This window comes from Cryobacterium sp. SO2 (genome assembly GCF_026151165.2).
Taxonomy (GTDB): domain Bacteria; phylum Actinomycetota; class Actinomycetes; order Actinomycetales; family Microbacteriaceae; genus Cryobacterium.
In genome coordinates, this window is the sequence record NZ_CP117849.1 from 3,560,034 (window position 1) to 3,580,776 (window position 20,743).

A 20,743-nucleotide genomic window follows, 5' to 3' on the forward strand; every position below is an offset into this window, starting at 1 on the left:
CAACAGTGCCCCGAGCCGTGACCTGAGCCCCGAAAAGTCCCACTTTTCGGGGCTCTTCTCACGGTTCGCGGGCTAGAGCAGCGCCATTAACTGGCGGGCGATTACCCGGCCGGCTCGGCGGGCTCCAATGGTGCTGGCTTGCGGGCCGTAGCCGGCCAGGAAGATGCGTGGGTCTGTCCAGGACGCCCCGGCTCCGACGACGAGGCCGCCGGCCTTGTCGCGCAGCTTGAGCGGCGCCAGGTGGCGCAATTCGGGGCGGAACCCGGTGGCCCAGATAATCGCGTCGGCCTCGGTGAACGATCCGTCCGACCAGCGAACGCCGGTCGGCTCCAGGGCCACGAACATCGGGCGCGCCACGAGGGTGCCGCGGTCGATGCCGGCCTGGATGCGGCGGCTGACCGGAACACCCGTGCCGCTGACGATGCTCGGCAGTGCACGACCATTGCGGGCCGCTTCGTCCTGCATGGCCACCGCCGCCGACGCCCCCTCCAGGTCGAGGTGTTCGGTGTGCACCCACTCGATCGGGCGGCGCGACGCCCAGGTCAGGCTCGCGGCGACGCCCTCCAGCTCGAGCATAAAGCCGATGGCGGAGGTTCCGCCGCCGACCACCACGACCCGTTGACCGGCGAACTCCGCCGCATCCCGGTACCCGCTGGTATGCACCTGGCGGCCGGTGAAGAGCGCGGCACCGGGATAGTGCGGCAGGAACGGGGCGCCCCAGGTGCCTGTCGCGTTGACGAGCAATCGTGCCACGGTCTCCCGTTCACCGAGGGTGGGCGAGCTGGTGCGCACGACCAGGTCGGCCCGCCGGTTGAACACCGACTGCACGGTCACCGGCCGCTCCACGTTGAGTTCGAAGTGCTCCTCGAAGCGGCGGTAGTACTCGGTGACGACATCCCGGGCGGAGCGGGAGCGGTCGGCGGTCTCGAAGCTCAGGCCGAGCTCACCGAGACCCGGAAGGTCGTTGACCCGGTGCGCGGCGCCGAGGCGCAGCGCCTCCCAGCGGTACTGCCAGGCCCCACCGGCCTCTGCGCCCCGATCGAAGATCACAAAGTCGCGGCCGGCAGAGAGCCCGAACCGGCGCAGATAGTAGGCCACCGACAGTCCGGCCTGCCCGGAACCGATGATCACCACCGGAACGGCCGTGGTGTTCACCATGACTCCTCATCCCTCGGGTTGCAGCTGCGAACCGCGTCATCGGGGCGACAGGCCCACCATGCTAAACTAGCGGCTAGATTTCACTATTCCGTTCGGCAACTCCCGGGTGACTCATGACTCATCCGGCCTGGCATCGTTAGGGGGTCACGCATGGGGCGCGGCCGTCAAAAAGCAAAGCACACCAAGGTCGCCCGTGAGCTGAAGTATTTCAGCCCGGACACCAACTACAACGCGCTCGAACGCGAGCTCACCGGGCATCCGGCGACCGACCCGCAACTCGACGAGGACCTGGCCAAGTGGCCGGAGTACGAAGCGAACAAGGCCACGTCTGACGAGCCCGACGAGTACATCGATCACTACGCCACCGAAGACGAGAAGAAGCGCGCGTAGCCTGACTTCTTTCCTGAGCCGTGCACGTTCGCGTGCGCGGCTCTCTTCGTGGCGCGCCCGTCCGCGGCTTCTCGGGCAACTCTCAGCGTGAGCATGCGCACTCCCCGCCGAGCCAGAGTGGCCCACTTTTGCTAGTGCAGCGGCCCGCTGACTAGCGAAACTGGGCCAGTCACAAGGGTGGGCGGCATCCGGTGCTGCGCTCCGACGATGAGTGGCCCGAATTCGCTAGTCGCACGGGGGTGCGCACTAGCGAAAGTGGGCCAGTCATCGGGAGGGCGTCAACGGGAGGGTCAGGACGCGTAGGCGCCGACCAGGCGCACGGCGCCGCCATTGACACCCTTGGCGCCCTGCTCGAATCCGGTGAGGTCGTGCGTGGCCATCGAAACTCGGCCGGCGACCCAGGAGGGGATGCCTTCAGACTTCAGGCGGGCGATGACGGATGACGCGGCGTTCGCCGCGACGACGGCGAACATGCCCACGCCGAGGTTCCAGGTACCCTCAGCGCTCTCCAGCGTGGTGCCCGCCATGTCACCGAGCACCCGGAAGACAGGGGCCGGCGACCAGGTGGACCTGTCGACCTCGACCCAGCTGCCGACGGGCAGCACGCGAGCCAGGTTGGCGGCGATGCCGCCCCCGGTGACGTGGCTGAGCGAGTGCACGACGCCGGCCAGTTCGGGGTCGGCGAGAACGCTGAGCAGCGGACCGGTGTACAGCCGGGTCGGTTCGAGGAGCGCCTCGCCGACGACGCCGCCGAGCTCGGCGGAAGTGTCGGTGTAACCGATGCCCTTCTGGGCGAGGATGTGCCGCACAAGCGAGAAGCCATTGGAGTGCAGGCCGGAGGAGGCCATCGCAATGACGACGTCGCCTGACACCACCCGTTCGGCGCCGAGGACCTGGTCGGCCTCGACCACACCGGTCGCCGCACCCGCCACGTCATAGTCATCCGGGCCGAGCAGGCCGGGGTGTTCGGCGGTCTCGCCGCCGACGAGGGCGGTGCCGGTGGCCGCACAGGCCTTGGCGATGCCCTCGACGATCGACGCGATGCGCTCGGGAACGACCTTGCCGCAGGCGATGTAATCGGTCATGAACAGCGGGCGCGCACCGACGACGATGATGTCGTCGACGACCATGCCCACCAGGTCTTGGCCGATGGTGTCGTGCTTGTCGATGGCCTGCGCGATAGCGACCTTGGTGCCCACGCCATCCGTGGAGGTGGCCAGCAGTGGGCGCTTGTAGTTCGTGAGGAACGACACGTCGTACAGCCCGGCGAAGCCGCCGAAGCCGCCGAGCACCTCCGGACCGTGGGTGGCCGAGACGGCCGACTTCATCAGGGACACCGCGAGGTCACCCGCGTGGGTGTCGACTCCGGCTGCGGCGTACGTTGCGTTGCTCATTCTGGTCTTCCGGGATCGCCGAACGGGACCTGACTGTGTTCGACGAGCACGGTGGCCCGCTCCGAGTCAGGGGTGAGCACACTCTCGAACTCGGCGTCTGGACCGGGGTCGCAGCCGTTCGAGGAGACGTCGCGCTCGAGGAGATTCTTACCCAGGTGCTGGGACTCGGGCAATTTGATCGGGTACACGCCGGTGAAGCAGGCTGTGCACAGGCTCTCGCGCGGCTGCTCGGTAGACGCGATCATGCCGTCCTCCGAGAGGTAGCCGAGCGAGTCGGCGCCGATGGCCTGGCGTACCTCGTCGACGCCGAGGCCGGTGGCGATCAGTTCGGCGCGGGAGGCGAAGTCGATGCCGTAGAAACACGGCCAGGTGATCGGCGGGCTGGAGATGCGCACGTGCACCTCGGCCGCGCCGGCCTCGCGCAGCATACTGACCAGGGCGCGCTGGGTGTTGCCGCGCACGATGGAGTCGTCGACGACGATCAGCCGCTTGCCCTTGATGACCTCTTTGAGCGGGTTGAGCTTGAGCTTGATACCGCGCTGGCGGATGGTCTCTGAGGGCTGGATGAAGGTGCGGCCGACATAGGTGTTCTTGACCAGACCCTGGCCGAACGGGATGCCGGATGCCTGGGCGTAGCCGATCGCCGCCGGCGTGCCGGACTCGGGGGTGGGGATGACGAGGTCGGCTTCGACGGGGTACTCGGCGGCGAGCTGACGGCCCATTTCGACCCGGGCCTCGTGCACGCCACGGCCGGCGATGGTGGTGTCGGGCCGGGCCAGGTAGACGTACTCGAACACGCATCCGGCGCGCTTGACCTCGGCGAAGCGCTGGGTGCGCAGGCCGTCTTCGTCGATGGTGATGAGCTCGCCGGGTTCGACCTCGCGCACGAAGCTGGCGCCGACGATGTCGAGGGCGGCGGTCTCGGAGGCGACGACCCAGCCGCGCTCGAGGCGGCCGAGCACCAGCGGGCGCACGCCCTGCGGGTCGCGGGCGGCGTAGAGGGTGGTCTCGTCCATAAAGACCAGGCAGAAGGCGCCGCGCAGACGCGGGAGCACCTCCATGGCGGTGGCTTCGAGGGTGTGGTCGAGGTCGCCGGTGAGCAGGGCGGTGATCACGGCGGTGTCGGTGGTGTTGCCGCGGGCGAGTTCTCCGTCGACCTTGGGGTAGCGCTCGCGCACCAGCTCGAGCAGCTCGGCGGTGTTGGTGAGGTTGCCGTTGTGGCCGAGGGCCACGGTGCCGCCGGCGGTACGGCCGAGGGTGGGCTGGGCGTTCTGCCAGCTCGATGACCCGGTGGTTGAGTAGCGGGTGTGCCCCACCGCGAGGTGGCCGAGCAGCGTGCTCAGCGAGGCCTCGTTGAAGACCTGGGAAACCAGGCCCATGTCTTTGTAGATGAGGATCTTCGAGCCGTCGCTCGTGGCGATACCCGCCGATTCCTGGCCGCGGTGCTGCAGGGCGTACAGCCCGAAGTAGCTGAGCTTGGCTACCTCTTCGCCCGGAGCCCAGACTCCGAAGACTCCGCAGGCATCCTGTGGACCCTTCTCGCCAGGAAGAAGATCATGATTCAGACGTCCGTCGCCACCGGCCAAGGCGCAGCCCCTTTACTAAGAATTCTCGTTGGAAGGTTGGGGGTCGGATCCAGGATCCGGAGCCTCGAAGGCGCGTGTGATGTTCGCGTCAAGTCTATCGACGACGACGGTGCTCACCGAGCGCCCCACGAATCGATCGAGCACGATGGCCACGAGACAGCTGAGGGCGATGCCGACCGTGACCCCGCCCAGCAGCAGGAAACCGAAGACCTGTGCCGGGTCGAACTCGGCATTGCGGGGGAAGAGCACGGTGAGCAGCAACGCCAGGATCGCACCAACGACGCCGCCGACGATCATGAAGTTGATGTACTTGGGCGAGCGGCGCACGACCAAGGTCTCCTCCGAGACGACGGTCTCGGTGGGTTCGACGGGCACCGGGGTTCCGGCGGCGACACCGACCTGGCCGGCCGGATCCGCGGCTGGCGGGACACTGCCGGACGCTCGCGTCTCGGCGTCACCGTGCTGTTCTGCAGAGCTCACGGTTCTATTGTCGCACGGCCCAACCGGATGCCGCCCTGCGCGTGAGCGAGGGCGGCATCCGGATTCTTGTCGCTGGGTTGCGATACGCGGGGTAGGCGCCGGTGCGCGGGTGGCACGCCACCCGCGGAGCGGCGCGGTGCCCGCGAATCGGCGTCCGTAGTGCTGGCCGGCGGTCACATTTTCGGGTGCGCAGCCGCGGCATCCGCCAGACTGGGCCGGTGAACGATTTCAGCAGCAGCAACCGGATCGCCGTGCTCGGCAGCGCCAATATGGACCTCGTGGTGCGGCAGCCCCGGCTGCCGAAGCCGGGCGAAACGATGTTCGGCACCGACTTCAGCACCGTGCCTGGCGGCAAGGGGCTCAACCAGGCGGTGGCTGCGGCCCGGCAGGGCGGCTCCGTGGAGTTCATCGGAGCGATCGGCGACGACACGTACGGCCGCGAGCTGCGGCACCTCGTGGCCGGCGAAGGGATCGGCGCGGCCGGCCTGGCCGAGGTGGCGGCGCCGACCGGCACCGCGCACATCTCCGTCGTGGACTCCGGCGAGAACTCGATCGTCGTGGTGTCCGGTGCGAACGCGACAGTGACCCAGCTCACCTCGGCGCAGGAAGCGACCATCCGCCAGGCGTCCTTCCTGGTGATGCAGTGCGAGCTGCCGGTGCCGGCCCTCGCCGCGGGCATCACCATCGCCCGGGCGAGCGGTGTCTTCACGGTACTCACCCCCGCCCCGGTGGTGCCGTTGCCCGATGGCTTCCTGGCCTCGGTCGACCTCGTCGTGCCCAACCAGATCGAGGCCGCCGAGCTCACCGGCGAGAGCGATCCGGCGCGCGCCGCCGAGGTGCTCAGCTCCGGCCGCACCTGGGCGATCGTGACGCTCGGCGCCGAGGGTTGCATCGTCGCCTATGACGGCACGGTGTTGGGCCTGGCGCCCGCCCGGCCGGTGACCGCGGTGGACACCACCGCGGCCGGCGACACCTTCGTGGGCGCCCTGGTGGCCCGGCTGGCTGCCGGAGACCTACCGGGTACGGCGTCTGCCGCCGGGATTGCGGCTGGGATCACCGACGAACGGATGATCGACGCCGTGCGGTGGGCCACCGTGGCGTCGTCGATCTCGGTGACGCGGGCCGGTGCCACGAGCTCGATGCCGTCGTTGGCCGACGTCGCCGCCGTCCTGGCCTGAGCAGCCGCGGCCGCTGCCGCGTCGCAACTGTTGCCACTTCGGACAACTGCACCCGGTGCGCCGGGACCATTTGTCCGCACGGGGCACAGTTGCGGCGGGTGCGACTAGGGGAAGAGGGGAAGCTCTGCGCTGAGGTCGGCGCGCTGACCGGAGGCGTGGATGCGCCCGGAGTTGATGCCGTCGGCCCAGGCGAGGGCGCCGGTGGCCAGGCCCAGCCAGGTCGCGACATCCGTCTCGACCACGTTGGGCGGGGTGCCGCGGGTGTGCCGGGGTCCGGCGATGCACTGGGTGGCGCCGAACGGCGGCACGCGCACCTCGACGGTGTTGCCCTCGGCCTGCTCGGCCAGCAGCTGCAGGGTGTACCGCACGGCGAGCGCCTGGGTGTCGCGGCTCGCACCCGCCTCGTCGGCCTGGTAGGCCCTCACCGCGGTGCGGCCCAATCCGTCGTCGATTCTCGCTCGTGCCATGCCTCCAGTCTGCCCTCCCGCGAGCGCGCGCGTCGCTCTGGCTGCCCTCTCGCGGGCGTGGGCGTGACGTGCGGTGTCGGTGGTGGATGCGCGTGACCGCGTTCGGCGGGTAGCCTGTTCCGGTGAGAATACTGGTCCTCGGTTCCGGCGCCCGCGAGCACGCCATCGTCACTGCCCTCCTGCGAGAGGAGCCGCGGCCCTATGTGATCGCCGCCCCCGGCAACGCCGGCATCGCCGCGGATGTGCCCGTCGTGGACCTGGATCCCACCGACTCCGACGTCGTGACGAACTTCGCCCAGGAGCACAACATCGACCTCGTCGTGGTGGGCCCAGAGGCCCCGCTGGTGGCCGGCGTCGCCGACGCCCTGCGCTCCCGCGGCATCCCGGTGTTCGGCCCGGGCCAGGCCGCCGCCGCCCTCGAGGGCAGCAAGACCTTCGCCAAGCGCATCATGGACGACGCCGGTGTGCCCACCGGCCGGGCCGTGCGGGCCGGCAACCTCGCCGAGGCGCAGGGCGCGCTCGACGAGTACGGCGCCCCCTACGTGGTCAAGGCCGACGGTCTGGCCGCCGGCAAGGGCGTGCTCGTGACCACCGACCGCGACGACGCCCTCGCGCACGCCGTGCGCTGGCTGCAGCACGGCGCCGTGCTCATCGAGGAGTTCCTCGACGGCCAGGAGGTTTCCCTCTTCCTGCTCAGTGACGGCCACAACGTGCTGCCGCTCTCCCCCGCCCAGGACTACAAGCGCCTCGCCGACAACGACGAGGGCCCCAACACCGGCGGCATGGGCGCCTACTCGCCGCTGCCCTGGCTCGACGCCGGCTTCGGCAGCGAGACCGCGTTCGTGGACGAGGTCATCGAGACCATCGCCCTGCCCACCGTGCGGCAGCTCGCCGACGAGGACACCCCGTTCATCGGGCTGCTCTACTGCGGGCTGATTCTCACGGATGCCGGCATCCGCGTGATCGAATTCAACGCGCGCTTCGGCGACCCCGAGACCCAGGTGGTGCTGCCGCGGCTCGTGACCCCGCTGTCCGGCCTGCTGCTGGCAGCCTCCACCGGCGAACTGGCCGGGCTGGCCCGCCCGGAGTTCTCGACCGACGCCGCGGTGACCGTGGTGATCGCCAGCGAGAACTACCCGGAGACGCCGGTGACGGGCCGCCCGATCACCGGGCTGGCCGAGGCCGCCCAGGTGACCGGAGTGACCATCGCGCACGCCGCGACCGCCCTCGAGGGCTCCGCGCTCGTGGCCACCGGCGGACGGGTTCTCAGCGTCGTGGCCGTGGGCGCCGACTTCACCGAGGCCCGCACGCGTGCCTATGAGGCCGTGGCCCTGATCGGCCTGGAGGGCTCCCAGCACCGAGGCGACATCGCCGCCAAGGTCGCGAGCTAGCGCGCGAACGAGCGCGCGAACCGTGAGAAGAGCCCCTTCCGGGGCGATTTTTCGGGGCTTAGCTCACGGCTCGCGGGAATGGGAGAATGAGCGGGTGACTTTCGACGACAAGAACCTCGCTCCCTCGTTCAACCCGACGACGCTGCAGCTGGACGGCTGGCGGCACGAGTACTCCGGCAAGGTGCGCGACCTCTACGTTCCGGTCGGCGCCACCAGCCTGGCCGATGCCGAGCGCGTGCTCGTGGTGGCCAGCGACCGGGTGAGCGCGTTCGACCACGTGCTCGAACCGGGCATCCCCGGCAAGGGCGAACTGCTCACCACCCTGAGCCTGTGGTGGTTCGACCAGCTCACCGACATCCCCAATCACCTCGTGCCGGACCACGGTGTCGACGCGGCCAGCGTGATCCCCGCTGCCGTCGCCGGCCGGGCGATGCTCTGCAAGACCCTGGACATGTACCCGATCGAGTGCGTCGTGCGCGGCTACCTCACCGGCTCCGGCTGGCTCGAATACGTCGCCAGCCAGACCGTCTGCGGCATCCCGCTGCCCGACGGCCTGCAGAACGGCGACAGGCTGCCCGAACCGATCTACACGCCGGCGTGGAAAGCGCCGATGGGCGAGCACGACGAGAACATCTCGTTCGAGCGCACCGTGGAGCTGGTGGGCCCGGATGTCGCCGCGGCGCTCCGCGACGCCTCGCTCGAGATCTTCCGGCGCGCATCGGTCATCGCCGAGACGCACGGCGTGATCCTGGCCGACACCAAGTTCGAGTTCGGCGCCGACCGCGCCACGGGTCTGCTCACCCTCGGCGACGAGGTGCTCACGAGCGACTCCAGCCGCTACTGGGATGCCGCCCGCTGGCTGGCCGGCAGCACCCCGGCCGAGCGCATGGCGAGCTTCGACAAGCAGATCGTGCGCGACTGGCTCTCCGCTCACTGGGACCAGACCGGCACCCCGCCGGAACTACCGGCCGAGATCGTGGAGCAGACCGCGGCCCGCTACCGCGAGCTGCTCGGCCGGCTCACCGCCGCCTAGCCGAGTCGGCGTTCGCCGAGTTGCCCCGCTGCGGACGAGTTGCCCCGCTACACCGGGGCAACTCGTCCGTGAGAGGGCATCTCGGCGAACGACCCCTAGTCTGGCGGGATGACCCGAGAGACCGCCTCAGGCCCGATCGACGCCACCGTCGACGGACCGCACGGCCCCGTACCCGTGCGCCGGTATGCGCCGACCGGGACCACCGCGCGGCCGCCGATCGTCTGGGTGCACGGCGGTGGGTTCTTCAAGGGCGACCTCGACCTGCCCGAAACCCACGAGGTGGCCCGCGCCCTGGCCGCGGCCGGCTTCCCGGTCGTCACGGTGGACTACCGGCTGGCCACCGTCGGGCCCGGACTGGGGCGACGCGGGATCCGCTACCCGGTGCCGGTCGACGACGTGGTGGCGGTGCTGCGAGCCGTTCAGCTGGAGTACCCGGACGGGGTGATCCTCGGCGGTGCCAGCGCGGGCGCCTGCCTGGCGGCCGGGGCTGTGCTGCGGCTGGCCGCCGACGGAGCTCCGCCGATCTGCGGGGTGTTCCTCGCGTACGGTTTCTTCCACGCCAGCCTGCCGCCGCGCTCCCTCGAGGTGCTCGGGCGCCTGCGCGGCCGACGCAAGTACACCCATCTCCCCACGCTGCTGAACCTGACGAACCGCAACTATGCCGGCACCGCGGCCGCTCTGGCCGAACCGTTCGCGTTCCCGGGCGGGCATCCGCTGCACGCGTTTCCGCCGGCGCTCCTGCTGGATGCCGAGAGTGACTCCATGCGCGCCTCCGGCGAGCAGTTCGCCCGCGAACTGACGGCTGCCGCCGTTCCGGTGGAGTACCACGTGCTGCCCGGCACCGTTCACGCGTTCCTCAACCGGCCGCATGACCCCGGCTTCGGGCGGGCGATCGACCTGATCGGGGTGTGGGCCGCGGGAATAGCCGCCTCGGCGCATCCGTTGACCCAGGCGTGACTCGATCAACTTCTGAACTGCTCGCCGCCGACACCGGAATGGGCGCGGTGACTCTGCGCGTGGGCGACCTCGACGGCATGATCGCCTACTACCGCGACGCGGTGACCCTGACGCTGCTCAGCCACGACGGTCCGGTGGCCGTGCTCGGCCGGGGCACCACGCCGATCGTGATCCTGCAGCACGCCCCCGAACTGGCCGCCGCCGAACCGCGCGCCGCCGGGCTGTTCCACACCGCGATCCTCTTCGACACCCAGGCACAGCTCGCCGCGGCGGTGTACTCGGTGGCCACCAAGCACCCGGGCACCTTCACCGGCAGCGCTGACCACCTGGTGAGCCAGGCGTTCTACTTCACCGACCCCGAGGGCAACGGCATCGAGCTGTACTGGGACCGCGACCGCTCCCAGTGGAGCTGGAAGCACGGCCAGATCGAGATGGCCACCCTGTACGTGGACCCCAACGCCTTCATCACCGAGCACCTCACCGACCAGGGCCTGAGCAACCCGTCGGCGGGCAACGCCGTGGTCGGCCATGTGCACCTGTCAGTGGGCGACGTCGCCACCGCGCGGGAGTTCTACGTGAACCGGCTCGGCTTCGAATCCACCGCCGAATTGGGCGACTCGGCCCTGTTCGTGTCGGCCGGCGGCTACCACCACCACATGGCCATGAACACCTGGAACAGCGCAGGCTCTGGCCGGCGTCGCCTGGCCCTGGGTCTCGGCCAGGTGGAGATCGTGCTGCCCGGCGCCGACGACCTCGGCCAGCTCGGCGAGCGGATGGCCCACTGCGGCGTGCAGACGCGCCACGACGGCCAGACGCTGGGCTTCGACGACCCCTGGGCGAACCAGATCCGGGTACGCACGGCGTAAGCGCGAGGCTGCCGGCCGGTCAGCCGGCGGAACGGGAGCCGCGTGCGGCGCGCTTGGCACGCCGGGTGAGGCCGTGCACCGTGGCCTGGAACTCCTTGACACTGAGGGGACGCCCCGGCAGTTTGGGCCGGGTCTTCTCCGGCATCCGCAGCCCGTCGAGTACAAGGGAGAGCTGCCGGCGCCACTGGCCGGTGTACCCGCCGCCGAGGGTGCCCAGCGACCCGATCATGGTGACGAGCACGGCCAGGTCCATCGAGTCGACGTCTGGACGCAGATCGCCGTCTTTCTTGGCCTGCAGCACGAGGGATGCGATGAAGCTCTCGAACTCCACCGACGGGCGTGCCGTGGGATCGATGGTCGCCATCCGTTTGAGAATGGGCGGCAGCGACGGATCGGCGACCAGCCATTCGGCGAGGCGTTCGGTGTAGAGCACCACACCAGCCCAGGCGGTCGGCGCCGCTTCGATCTCGCCGCGCACGGCGAACAGCTCGGCCAGGGCGATGTCGTACAGGGCGCGCACCAGGTCGTCGCGGGTGGGGAAGTTGCGGTAGAGGGTGGCCACCCCCACGTCGGCACGGCGGGCGATCTCCTCGAGGGACGCGTCGACACCGTGCTCGGCGATCAGGCTGCGGGCCTCGTCGATGAGTCGTTCGCGATTCTGCCGAGCATCTCGGCGGCGCGGTTGGGACGCGTCCTGCGGAGGCCGTGCAGAGGTAGTCATGGGGTTGATTCTAGATCCCCTTTCTCCGAGCCCGCGGAGGGAGGCCTCCTCGGCTGCTCAGGCCGGGCGAGACTGTCGGAGGCCCTGGCGTGTCGGGCCGCCGCGGGCGGGCGGTGTTGCGCGCCCGCCCCGCCAGCCCGCACAATTCAGGAACGGTTCGAGGCGCGACGAGCGCCCCGCCGGAAAGGAATCCCGCCGATGGAGAACAACACCCGCGATCTCGAAGCATCGATCGTCACCGACTTTCGGGAGCGGATGAGCTACGGCGGCTACCTGGACCTGAGCACCCTGCTCTCGGCGCAGAACCCCGTGAGCGCCCCGGAGCACCATGACGAATTGCTCTTCATCATCCAGCACCAGACCACGGAGCTCTGGCTCAAGCTCGTGCTGCACGAGCTGCGCTCCGCCGCGGAGCACCTGCGGGCGGATCGCCTGCCGCCTGCCCTCAAGGGCATCGCCAGGGTCAAGCACATCCAGCGCACCCTCACCGAGCAGTGGTCGGTGCTCGCCACCCTCACCCCCACCGAATACGCCCAGTTCCGGGATTTCCTCGGTAGCTCCTCCGGGTTCCAGTCCTACCAGTACCGGGCCGTGGAGTTCGTGCTCGGAAACAAGCATCCGCGCATGCTCCAGGTCTTCGCCGACGACCCCGCGGCGCTCGCCCTGCTCACCGAGGTCTACCAGGCGCCGAGCATCTACGACGAGTTCCTGCGCTACCTGCACCGGCAGGGCTTCGCCATCCCGGCTGAGGTGCTCGAGCGGGACGTGACCGAGGCCTGGGTGCTGCACCCCGAGCTCGTGCATACCTTCCGTGGCATATACGAGAACGAGACCGAGAACTGGAACGTCTACGAGGCCTGCGAGGAACTCGTCGACCTCGAGGACAACTTCCAGCTCTGGCGGTTCCGGCACCTCAAGACCGTGCAGCGCATCATCGGCATGAAGCCGGGCACCGGCGGGTCCAGCGGTGCCGGATTCCTGCAGAAGGCGCTCGACCTCACCTTCTTCCCCGAACTGTTCGCCGTGCGCACCGAGGTGGGCCGATGACGGTGCTGCCCGCGTTCCTCGACGCGCATGTGCACCTCGCGCTGATCGACCCGGCCGCCCTCGCGGCCGGCGGCATCGGCCGGGTGCTGGACCTCGGCGGTTGGACGCCGACCGGAGCCTCCGTTTCTGCGGCCGGTTCCTCGGCGAGCTTCCCGGAGGCGCACTTTGCCGGCCAGTTCCTCGGCGCACCAGGCGGGTACCCCAGCCGGCAGGCCTGGGCGCCGGACGGCAGCGCCTGTGCGGTCGGGTCGCCGGCGGAGGCGGCCGACGCCGTGGACCGGCAGGCCGCGGCCGGCGCATCCGTGATCAAGGTGACGCTCAACTCCGCGGCCGGTCCCGTGCTCGCCGCCGACACCCTCGCCGCCATCGTGGCGGCGGCGCACGAGCGGATGCTGCCCGTCGCCGCCCACACCGAGGGCGCCGGCCAGGCCGCGGCCGCGTTCACCGCTGGGGTGGACCTGCTCGCGCACACCCCGTTCAGCGAGGCCCTGCCGGCCGAGTTGTTGGGCGCCATGGCCGGCCGACTGACCTGGATCAGCACCCTGGACATCCACGGCTGGGGGCGCTCCACCGCGGCCTTCCACGTCGCGAGCGACAACCTGGCGCGGTTCCACGCCGTGGGCGGCCGCGTGCTCTACGGCACCGACCTGGGCAACGGTCCGCTGCCGGTGGGGCTCAACCGGCGCGAGATCGAGGCCCTGCTAGCCTGCGGGCTCTCCCCCGACGACGTGCTCGCCGCGCTCACGGCCGACGTGCCCGGCTATCCGGCCGGGCCGGCGCCCGCGACGCCCGCGACGGGCATCCGCCCCACCGGGCCGCACGGGGTTACCGTTATATCCGGTGACAGGCCCACCGACCCGCACGACCTGGCCGGCTTCACCGACTGGCTGCTCTCCGCCCAAATATTGCCCGCCACAGCACTGCCCGCGCACGTACTGCCCGCCCACTCACTCACCCGGCCCGACCCCGAGGACCTCAGATCATGACCCAGCACGACAGCAGCGTTGCCGACGGCCTCGACGCCCACCTCGCCTTCGCGCGGCGGATGGACCGCATCGACGGCCTCGGCCACTACCGGCGCCGGTTCGTCGGCCTCGACGAGACCTCAGCGGAGGCCGGCCCTGAGGCGCCGTCGATCGTCTACCTCGACGGCAATTCCCTCGGCCGACCCACCATCGCCAGCGTGGAGCGCATCACCGGATTCCTCGGCACCGCCTGGGGCACCCGGCTGATCCGCGGCTGGGACGACGAGTGGATGCAGCTGCCGCTGACCATCGGCGACGCCCTCGGCCGGGCCGCGCTCGGCGCCGCTCCCGGGCAGGTGTACATCGGCGATTCCACCACCGTCACCCTCTACAAGCTCGCCCGCGCCGCCGTGGACTCCCTGCCGGCTCGCAGTGAGATCGTGCTCGACACCGACAACTTCCCCACCGACCGCTACGTGCTCGCCGGCATCGCCGCCGAACGCGGCCTCACCCTGCGCTGGATCGAATCGAGCACCACCGGCGGCGTCACCGTCGACCAGGTGCGCGCCGTCGTGGGCCCGCAGACCGCGCTCGTGGTGCTCAGCCACGTGGCCTACCGTTCCGGCTTCCTCGCCGACGTGCCCGCGATCACCGCCGCGGTGCACGAGGCCGGCGCGCTGGCGCTCTGGGACCTCTGCCACTCGGCCGGATCGGTTCCGGTGAACCTCGACCTCGACGGCGTCGACCTCGCCGTCGGCTGCAGTTACAAGTACCTCAACGGCGGCCCGGGCGCCCCCGCGTTCGGCTACGTGCGCGCGGAGCTGCAGCCCGACCTCTCCCAGCCGATCCAGGGCTGGATGGGCGCCGCGGACGTGTTCGCGATGGGGCCGGAGTACGTGCCGGCCGCGGGCATCCGCAGGTTTTTGAGCGGAACCCCAGCGATCGTGGGCATGCTCGCCATGCAGGACACCATCGCCATGATCGACGAAGTGGGCATCGACCAGGTGCGTGCCAAGTCGGTGGCGCTCACCGAGTTCGCGCTCGAGCTGGTGGATGCTTGGCTGGTTCCGCTCGGCGTCACCGTGGCCTCCCCGCGCGAGCACACCCACCGCGGCGGCCACCTCACCGTGAACCACCCGGCCATGCGGCAGGTCACCCGGATCCTCTGGGAGCACGACGTGATCCCCGACTTCCGCGCGCCGGAGGGCCTGCGGATCGGGCTGTCACCGCTGAGCACGAGCTTCGTGGAGACCTACGAGGGTGTCGCGGCCGTACGCGACGTGCTGCGCGGCATCCTGCTCGGCCAGGCCGGACTCGCCCCGGCTGCGGGCCTGTAGAATCGTCAGCATCCGCCCCCGACGTCTTACGGAGTGAGCCATGCCAACCATCGTCGTAGAAGTTATGCCCAAGGCAGAACTGCTCGATCCCCAGGGCAAGGCCGTCGCCGGCGCCCTCCGCCGCCTCGGTAAGACCGAGATCACCGGCGTGCGCGTCGGCAAGCGGTTCGAACTCACCGTCGAGGGCCCCGCGGACGCCGCGCTGCTCGCCGAGGTGCAGGAACTCGCCGACACCGTTCTCTCCAACTCCGTGATCGAAGATGTCACTGGCATCTTCGTGCTCGAGGCCGCCGGGGAAACCCGCTGATGCGCATCGGCGTCGTCACCTTCCCGGGCTCGCTCGACGACCGCGACGCCCAGCGCGCCATCCGCCTGGCCGGCGCCACCCCGGTGGCCCTCTGGCACGGCGAGCACGACCTGCACGGCGTCGACGCGATCGTGCTGCCCGGCGGGTTCAGCTACGGCGACTACCTGCGCTGCGGCGCCATCGCCAGCCTCTCGCCGATCATGGCCGAGGTCATCGACGCCGCCAACAAGGGGATGCCCGTGCTCGGCATCTGCAACGGCTTCCAGATGCTCACCGAGGCGCACCTGCTCGAGGGCGGGCTCATCCGCAACGAGGCCGGTGCGTTCATCTGCCGCGACCAGCGCCTGCGCATCGAGAACAGCTCGACCGACTGGACGAACGGTTTCACCGCCAACCAGGAGATCACCATCCCGCTGAAGAACGGCGAGGGCGGCTTCATCGCCTCGACCGAGACCCTGGCCCGCCTCGAGGGTGAAGGCCGCGTCATCGCCCGCTACCTCGACGTGAACCCGAACGGCTCGCTCAACGACATCGCCGGCGTCACCAACGAGCGTGGCAACGTCGTGGGCCTGATGCCGCACCCCGAGCACGCCGTTGAGCCCGGCTTCGGCCCCGACACCGCTGCCGCCATGCGCAGCGGCATCGACGGGCTTGCGTTCTTCACCTCGGTGATCGAGCGTTCGCTGGTCAACGCGTAGGTTTTCCCCGGGCCGAGTTGCCCGGTTTCGGACGAGTTGCCCCGGTATGCCGGGGCAATTCGTCCGTCAAGGGGCACGTCGGCGTTCGGGGCTGCTCGGCCCAGCCTCAGCCCGCGAACGTACACTGCAGCATGACAACATCCCGGCCCGCCGAGCGCCCCACACCGCGCACGTGGCACCAGACCCACACCGACTCGCTCAGCACCGGCGAGCGGGCCGCCGACGGCATGCGCAACTTCATGGGCAGCTGGCGTTTTGTCGGCGGATTCGTGCTCGTCATGGTGCTCTGGGCGATCGCCAACTCGGTCACAACCGGGTGGGACCCGTACCCCTTCATCCTGCTCAACCTGTTCCTCAGCATGCTGGCCGGGTTGCAGGGCGCGATCCTGCTCATCGCCGCGAAACGCCAGGATGCGATCGCCGCCGCCCTCGCCCAGCACGACTTCGACACCGACACGTCGTCGAAGGCCGACCTCGAGGCGCTGCTGGAGATCAACCGGCACCAGGTGGTGATGATCGAGGAACTGCGGGAGATCATGGCCCGGCTCACCCCGGGGGTGCCGGACGCACCCGACGCCCTGCAGCCGGCTCCGCACCGGTAGCGCGCGCCGGGTTCCATCCTTCGACGGATGCTCCGCCCAGGAGGGCCTGACAGGCTGGAAGCTGACCTGCCCGCCGACCACGTCCAGGAGTTGTTCCCCGTGCCACCCCGTTTGCTCTACCGCACCCTCGCCATCGCCGAGTCCGTCACCTGGACCATCCTGATCGTGGGGATGCTGCTCAAGTACGTGTTCGCGCCCGGCGAGTTCGGTCACGGCGCCGTGCGGGTGGGCGGCTTCGTGCACGGGCTGGTGTTCCTGGCCTATGGGATCACCGCGGTGCTCGTGGGCGTGAACCAGCACTGGCGGCCCCGGCTGATGCTCGTTGCCGTGGCCACCGCCGTGGTGCCCTATGCCACGATCCCGTTCGACCGCTGGCTCGAGCGCCGCGACCTGCTCGACGGCGGCTGGCGCCGTGTGGCCACGGACGACCCCCGCGATCACACGCTGGTGAGCCGGCTGCTGCGGTTCGGGCTCGCGCGGCCGGTGCTGCTCGCATCCGTGCTGGTGGTGGGCCTGGTCGCCGTCTTCACGACCCTGCTCGTGATGGGCCCGCCCGGCGGCGGCGCCTGAGCGCTCCGCCCCGTCTCGTGACTGGCCCGTTTCTGCTAGTGCGGGACCCCCGTCCGCTAGCGAAAATGGGCCAGCCATATCGTTCGCCCCGAGGAGCACGCCGAGACTGGCCCACTTTTGCTAGTGCGGCAGCTGGTTCAACTAGCGAAAGTGGGCCAGTCAGGTTCTTCGGGGGCCCAGTGGCGGCAGCGGGATCGCCGCCGGAGTGCGGGGCCGCCGGGTAGACTTGCCCGGTCAAGCATCCGCTATCTCTGGGAGAACGCCACTCGTGACCGCTGTTTCCAACACATCCTCCCGCGGCGTCGCTGACACCGTGACCAATGCCATCGCCACTCCCGAGAAGGAGCAGCCGTACGGCGCCCTCGGGCTGACGGATGGCGAGTACGCCGAGATCCGCACCATCCTGGGCCGCCGGCCCACGAGCGGTGAACTCGCGATGTACTCCGTCATGTGGAGCGAGCACTGCTCCTACAAGAGCTCGAAGAAGTACCTGCGCCAGTTCGGCGACAAGGTCTCCCCCGCCATGAAGAAGAACCTGATGGTGGGCATGGGCGAGAACGCCGGCGTGCTCGACGTGGGCGAGGGCTGGGCCGTCACCTTCAAGATCGAGTCGCACAACCACCCCTCCTACATCGAACCGTTCCAGGGTGCCGCGACCGGCGTGGGCGGCATCGTGCGCGACATCATCTCGATGGGCGCCCGCCCCGTCGCCGTGATGGACGCCCTCCGCTTCGGCGACATCAACGACCCCGACACCGCCCGGGTCGTGCACGGCGTGGTCTCCGGCATCAGCTTCTACGGCAACTGCCTGGGCCTGCCCAACATCGGCGGCGAGACCTGGTTCGACTCCGTCTACCAGGGCAACCCGCTGGTCAACGCGCTGTCCGTCGGCGTGCTGCGCCACGAGGACCTGCACCTGGCCAACGCCTCCGGTGCCGGCAACAAGGTAGTGCTCTTCGGCGCCCGCACCGGCGGCGACGGCATCGGCGGCGCATCCATTCTGGCCTCCGACACCTTCAGCGAGGGCGGCCCGACCAAACGCCCCGCCGTGCAGGTGGGCGACCCGTTCGCCGAGAAGGTGCTCATCGAGTGCTGCCTCGAGCTGTACCGCGAGAAGCTCGTCGAGGGCATCCAGGACCTGGGCGCCGCGGGTATCTCCTGCGCCACCAGCGAGCTGGCCTCCAACGGCGACGGCGGCATGTACATCCAGCTGGAGAAGGTGCTGCTGCGCGACCCGTCGCTCACCGCCGAAGAGATCCTGATGAGCGAGAGCCAGGAACGCATGATGGCCGTCGTCACGCCGGAGAAGCTCGCCGGCTTCCTCGCCGTGGTGGAGAAGTGGGACGTGGAGACCAGCGTGCTCGGCGAGGTCACCGACTCCGGACGCCTGATCATCGACTTCCACGGTGAAGAGATCGTCAACGTCGACCCGCGCACCGTCGCCGTCGACGGCCCGGTCTACGACCGCCCGGTGGCCTACCCCACCTGGATCGACGCGCTGCAGGCCGACACCGCCTCCGCCCTGCCCCGGGCGACGGATGCCGCGACGCTGCAGGAGCAGTTCCTCGCGCTGCTCGGCTCGCCCAACCTGGCCGACCCGAGTTGGATCACCGACCAGTACGACCGCTACGTGATGGGCAACACCGCCCTCTCCTTCCCCGACGACGCCGGCATGATCCGCATCGACGAGGAGTCCGGCCTCGGCTTCGTCATCGCCACCGACGCGAACGGCCGCTACTGCCAGCTCGACCCGTACCGCGGCGCCCAGCTGGCCCTGGCCGAGGCGTACCGCAACGTGGCCGTCACCGGCGCCGTGCCGGTGGGCATCAGCGACTGCCTCAACTTCGGCTCCCCGGAGAACCCCGAGGTCATGTGGCAGTTCTCCCAGGCCGTTGAGGGCCTCGCGGATGGCTGCCTCGAGCTGGAGATCCCGGTCACGGGCGGCAACGTGTCGTTCTACAACCAGACCGGCGACCAGCCGATCCACCCGACCCCGGTCGTGGCCGTGCTCGGCGTGATCGACGACGTGGCCCGCCGCGTGCCCAGTGGGTGGCAGGACGACGGACACAACATCTACCTGCTCGGCATCACCCGCGAAGAGCTCGACGGCTCCGCGTGGAGCGCCGTGGTGCACGACCACCTCGGCGGCGTGCCGCCCGTGGTCGACCTCGGCCGTGAAGCCGACCTGGCCGGCCTGCTGCACGCCGCGTCGATCGAGGCGCTCATCGACAGCGCGCACGACCTCTCCACGGGCGGGCTCGCGCAGGCCCTCGCCGAGGCCGTGCTCCGGTTCGGTGTGGGCGCCCGGGTCTGGCTCGGCGACATCCTCGAGCGCGACGGCGTCGACGCATCCGTGGCCCTGTTCTCGGAGTCGACCGGCCGCGTGCTGGTCTCGGTGCCGCGCGAGGACGACGTCAAGTTCTTGGGCCTCTGCGAAGGCCGCGACTACCCGGTGCTGCGCATCGGCGTGACGGATGCGACCGCCCCGGTTCTGGAGATCCAGGACTACTTCACGGTGCCGCTGACCGAACTGCAGTCGCGTCACCGCAGCACGCTGCCGGCCGCGTTCGCGTAACCCCGCGCCGTTCGCTCGCGCGCTCGCGAGCGGCATCATCCGCGAAAGCGGCCAAGTGGCTGCCTCGGCGTAGCTGAAGCAACCACACGGCCGCTCTCGCGAGTGGTCGTATCCGCGAAAGCGGGGGAACGGTTGCTTCGGTGCTGCCGAAGCGACCACACGCCCGCTTTCGCAGGACAGCAGCGTGTGCGGAGGGTGGGCCCTTCACGAAGTGGTTCTGCTCGGCGGCGCTCGCTACCCGGCCCTCAGCGCGCGGCAAGCCCCGGGCGACGACGCAGCGGAGTGCGCGGCGGGTGCGCCGCTAGGGCGGCGTTGTAGCGCATCCGTGGTGGTTCAGCCGCGAGGGCGTCGAGCGACACCGGGGATGGGTTGGCCAGTGGAAAGACCGTGACCACGCGCATCCGGCCTCCGTCGTGCACACCGTAAACCAGAGCCGCCCCGGATCGGCCGGGTGTGCTCACCACCGTGGTGCGGAAGAACGTGGTCTCACCGGAAACCTCGTCGTCGAATACCAGAACGTCGCCGTGGGCACCCGCTGGATTCGCCAGGTGTGGCAGCGCCGCAGCCGTGACCCGCTGCAGCACAGTTTCGCCGGCCGCATCCGCCGCGTCGAGCAGGAACTCCGTGGGCGCCAGACCCAACTGGCCGGCCAGCTCGCCATTTCGCCACCGATCGCCCTTGAGACCGAAGGGCGTGACCACCCTCGAGAGCAGATACCCGTAGACGTGCAGCAGACCGGCGTTGCCGATCGGCCAAGTCACCGCGATGCCCGCCGCCGCATGCAACCTGAAGAACTCGGACTTGGAGATCACCGGCGACTGGACATTCTCGTCGATCACTGTGGACAACGCCCAGTCGTCGAAGCGGCCGGCGGCGGCGTCACGGGCGATCTGCTCGAACATCATCTGCCCATGTTAAGCACCTCCGCCAAACGGTCACGACGGAAGGTTTACATGCTGTTCACCTGACGCGGTCATTCCGTCCACGAAGCACTCCTAACATGAACCATGCGTCCATGAGG

21 protein-coding genes are annotated in these 20,743 nt (G+C 69.9%); 14 read left to right on the forward strand and 7 right to left on the reverse strand.

What is annotated here, in order from left to right; translation table 11 throughout:
- Positions 1-72: 72 nt before the first annotated feature.
- Positions 73-1,158 (reverse strand): NAD(P)-binding domain-containing protein, encoded by a 1,086-nt coding sequence (locus tag BJQ94_RS16740; RefSeq protein WP_265399738.1) that lies wholly within the window; start codon positions 1,156-1,158, stop codon positions 73-75.
- A gap of 150 nt (positions 1,159-1,308) precedes the next feature.
- Between BJQ94_RS16740 and BJQ94_RS16745 the strand changes: the two genes are divergently transcribed.
- Positions 1,309-1,548 (forward strand): DUF3073 domain-containing protein, encoded by a 240-nt coding sequence (locus BJQ94_RS16745; protein ID WP_265399737.1) that lies wholly within the window; start codon positions 1,309-1,311, stop codon positions 1,546-1,548.
- Between the two features lie 290 nt (positions 1,549-1,838).
- Here the strand turns inward: BJQ94_RS16745 and purM are convergent, their stop codons facing one another.
- Genes purM through BJQ94_RS16760 form a run of 3 tightly spaced genes read right to left on the reverse strand, consistent with a single transcriptional unit; the run spans position 1,839 to position 5,008 of the window.
- A complete protein-coding gene (gene purM / locus BJQ94_RS16750; protein WP_265399736.1) occupies positions 1,839-2,942 on the reverse strand; it encodes a phosphoribosylformylglycinamidine cyclo-ligase in 1,104 nt (367 codons plus the stop codon).
- A complete protein-coding gene (gene purF, locus BJQ94_RS16755) occupies positions 2,939-4,528 on the reverse strand; it encodes an amidophosphoribosyltransferase (RefSeq protein ID WP_265399735.1) in 1,590 nt (529 codons plus the stop codon). The genes purM and purF overlap by 4 nt, the downstream gene beginning before the upstream one ends.
- Positions 4,529-4,543: 15 nt before the next feature.
- On the reverse strand, positions 4,544-5,008 hold the full coding sequence (locus tag BJQ94_RS16760) for a hypothetical protein (RefSeq protein WP_265399734.1): 465 nt from the start codon (positions 5,006-5,008) through the stop codon (positions 4,544-4,546).
- A gap of 218 nt (positions 5,009-5,226) precedes the next feature.
- Between BJQ94_RS16760 and BJQ94_RS16765 the strand changes: the two genes are divergently transcribed.
- Positions 5,227-6,186: a ribokinase gene (locus BJQ94_RS16765; RefSeq protein WP_265399733.1), complete on the forward strand. Its 960-nt coding sequence runs from the start codon at positions 5,227-5,229 to the stop codon at positions 6,184-6,186.
- Between the two features lie 104 nt (positions 6,187-6,290).
- Here the strand turns inward: BJQ94_RS16765 and BJQ94_RS16770 are convergent, their stop codons facing one another.
- Entirely contained in the window at positions 6,291-6,653 is a 363-nt protein-coding gene (locus BJQ94_RS16770; RefSeq protein WP_265399732.1) for a sterol carrier family protein, read from the reverse strand.
- 122 nt (positions 6,654-6,775) lie between these two features.
- Between BJQ94_RS16770 and purD the strand changes: the two genes are divergently transcribed.
- From purD to BJQ94_RS16790, 4 genes are all read left to right on the forward strand, one after another.
- Positions 6,776-8,044: a phosphoribosylamine--glycine ligase gene (gene purD / locus BJQ94_RS16775; RefSeq protein WP_265399731.1), complete on the forward strand. Its 1,269-nt coding sequence runs from the start codon at positions 6,776-6,778 to the stop codon at positions 8,042-8,044.
- A gap of 94 nt (positions 8,045-8,138) precedes the next feature.
- Complete coding sequence (locus BJQ94_RS16780; RefSeq protein ID WP_265399730.1) at positions 8,139-9,077, forward strand: phosphoribosylaminoimidazolesuccinocarboxamide synthase; 939 nt, start codon at positions 8,139-8,141, stop codon at positions 9,075-9,077.
- A 108-nt stretch (positions 9,078-9,185) separates the two neighbouring features.
- Positions 9,186-10,034: an alpha/beta hydrolase gene (locus BJQ94_RS16785; protein ID WP_265399729.1), complete on the forward strand. Its 849-nt coding sequence runs from the start codon at positions 9,186-9,188 to the stop codon at positions 10,032-10,034.
- A gap of 38 nt (positions 10,035-10,072) precedes the next feature.
- Complete coding sequence (locus BJQ94_RS16790; protein WP_265399756.1) at positions 10,073-10,900, forward strand: VOC family protein; 828 nt, start codon at positions 10,073-10,075, stop codon at positions 10,898-10,900.
- Positions 10,901-10,919: 19 nt separating this feature from the next.
- Here BJQ94_RS16790 and BJQ94_RS16795 read toward each other — a convergent pair whose 3' ends face one another.
- Complete coding sequence (locus BJQ94_RS16795; RefSeq protein ID WP_265399728.1) at positions 10,920-11,621, reverse strand: TetR/AcrR family transcriptional regulator; 702 nt, start codon at positions 11,619-11,621, stop codon at positions 10,920-10,922.
- Between the two features lie 198 nt (positions 11,622-11,819).
- Here BJQ94_RS16795 and kynA point away from each other — a divergent pair, with 198 nt between their 5' ends.
- From kynA to purL, 8 genes are all read left to right on the forward strand, one after another.
- On the forward strand, positions 11,820-12,668 hold the full coding sequence (kynA, locus tag BJQ94_RS16800; RefSeq protein WP_265399727.1) for a tryptophan 2,3-dioxygenase: 849 nt from the start codon (positions 11,820-11,822) through the stop codon (positions 12,666-12,668).
- Complete coding sequence (locus BJQ94_RS16805; protein ID WP_265399726.1) at positions 12,665-13,654, forward strand: amidohydrolase family protein; 990 nt, start codon at positions 12,665-12,667, stop codon at positions 13,652-13,654. Before kynA ends, BJQ94_RS16805 begins: the two co-directional genes overlap by 4 nt.
- Positions 13,651-14,970 carry an aminotransferase class V-fold PLP-dependent enzyme gene (locus tag BJQ94_RS16810; protein ID WP_265399725.1) on the forward strand — a complete coding sequence of 440 codons (1,320 nt, stop codon included), beginning with the start codon at positions 13,651-13,653 and terminating at the stop codon, positions 14,968-14,970. The genes BJQ94_RS16805 and BJQ94_RS16810 overlap by 4 nt, the downstream gene beginning before the upstream one ends.
- A 40-nt stretch (positions 14,971-15,010) precedes the next feature.
- Positions 15,011-15,277 (forward strand): phosphoribosylformylglycinamidine synthase subunit PurS, encoded by a 267-nt coding sequence (purS, locus tag BJQ94_RS16815; protein WP_265399724.1) that lies wholly within the window; start codon positions 15,011-15,013, stop codon positions 15,275-15,277.
- On the forward strand, positions 15,277-15,975 hold the full coding sequence (purQ, locus tag BJQ94_RS16820) for a phosphoribosylformylglycinamidine synthase subunit PurQ (protein ID WP_265399723.1): 699 nt from the start codon (positions 15,277-15,279) through the stop codon (positions 15,973-15,975). The genes purS and purQ overlap by 1 nt, the downstream gene beginning before the upstream one ends.
- Positions 15,976-16,106: 131 nt before the next feature.
- Positions 16,107-16,577, forward strand: a complete 471-nt coding sequence (locus tag BJQ94_RS16825) for a DUF1003 domain-containing protein (protein WP_345893455.1) — start codon at positions 16,107-16,109, stop codon at positions 16,575-16,577.
- A 27-nt stretch (positions 16,578-16,604) separates the two neighbouring features.
- Positions 16,605-17,147 (forward strand): DUF3817 domain-containing protein, encoded by a 543-nt coding sequence (locus BJQ94_RS16830; RefSeq protein ID WP_275875519.1) that lies wholly within the window; start codon positions 16,605-16,607, stop codon positions 17,145-17,147.
- A gap of 268 nt (positions 17,148-17,415) precedes the next feature.
- Entirely contained in the window at positions 17,416-19,722 is a 2,307-nt protein-coding gene (purL, locus tag BJQ94_RS16835) for a phosphoribosylformylglycinamidine synthase subunit PurL (protein ID WP_265399721.1), read from the forward strand.
- A 245-nt stretch (positions 19,723-19,967) separates the two neighbouring features.
- On the opposite strand, the gene BJQ94_RS16840 is transcribed toward purL, so the two are convergent.
- Positions 19,968-20,627, reverse strand: coding sequence for an amino acid deaminase (locus tag BJQ94_RS16840; RefSeq protein WP_265399720.1), 660 nt, complete (start codon positions 20,625-20,627; stop codon positions 19,968-19,970).
- Between the last annotated feature and the right edge of the window lie 116 nt (positions 20,628-20,743).

Excerpts from the sequence above, each read along its gene's own strand:
- BJQ94_RS16830 (WP_275875519.1), top strand. The coding sequence starts at position 16,605 with ATGCTCCGCCCAGGAGGGCCTGACAGGCTGGAAGCTGACCTGCCCGCC.
- BJQ94_RS16770 (WP_265399732.1), bottom strand. The coding sequence starts at position 6,653 with ATGGCACGAGCGAGAATCGACGACGGATTGGGCCGCACCGCGGTGAGG.
- BJQ94_RS16825 (WP_345893455.1), top strand. The coding sequence starts at position 16,107 with ATGACAACATCCCGGCCCGCCGAGCGCCCCACACCGCGCACGTGGCAC.
- BJQ94_RS16740 (WP_265399738.1), bottom strand. The coding sequence starts at position 1,158 with ATGGTGAACACCACGGCCGTTCCGGTGGTGATCATCGGTTCCGGGCAG.
- BJQ94_RS16745 (WP_265399737.1), top strand. The coding sequence starts at position 1,309 with ATGGGGCGCGGCCGTCAAAAAGCAAAGCACACCAAGGTCGCCCGTGAG.
- BJQ94_RS16810 (WP_265399725.1), top strand. The coding sequence starts at position 13,651 with ATGACCCAGCACGACAGCAGCGTTGCCGACGGCCTCGACGCCCACCTC.
- purM (WP_265399736.1), bottom strand. The coding sequence starts at position 2,942 with ATGAGCAACGCAACGTACGCCGCAGCCGGAGTCGACACCCACGCGGGT.
- BJQ94_RS16790 (WP_265399756.1), top strand. The coding sequence starts at position 10,073 with ATGGGCGCGGTGACTCTGCGCGTGGGCGACCTCGACGGCATGATCGCC.
- purQ (WP_265399723.1), top strand. The coding sequence starts at position 15,277 with ATGCGCATCGGCGTCGTCACCTTCCCGGGCTCGCTCGACGACCGCGAC.
- BJQ94_RS16795 (WP_265399728.1), bottom strand. The coding sequence starts at position 11,621 with ATGACTACCTCTGCACGGCCTCCGCAGGACGCGTCCCAACCGCGCCGC.
- BJQ94_RS16840 (WP_265399720.1), bottom strand. The coding sequence starts at position 20,627 with ATGATGTTCGAGCAGATCGCCCGTGACGCCGCCGCCGGCCGCTTCGAC.
- BJQ94_RS16805 (WP_265399726.1), top strand. The coding sequence starts at position 12,665 with ATGACGGTGCTGCCCGCGTTCCTCGACGCGCATGTGCACCTCGCGCTG.
- BJQ94_RS16785 (WP_265399729.1), top strand. The coding sequence starts at position 9,186 with ATGACCCGAGAGACCGCCTCAGGCCCGATCGACGCCACCGTCGACGGA.
- purS (WP_265399724.1), top strand. The coding sequence starts at position 15,011 with ATGCCAACCATCGTCGTAGAAGTTATGCCCAAGGCAGAACTGCTCGAT.
- kynA (WP_265399727.1), top strand. The coding sequence starts at position 11,820 with ATGGAGAACAACACCCGCGATCTCGAAGCATCGATCGTCACCGACTTT.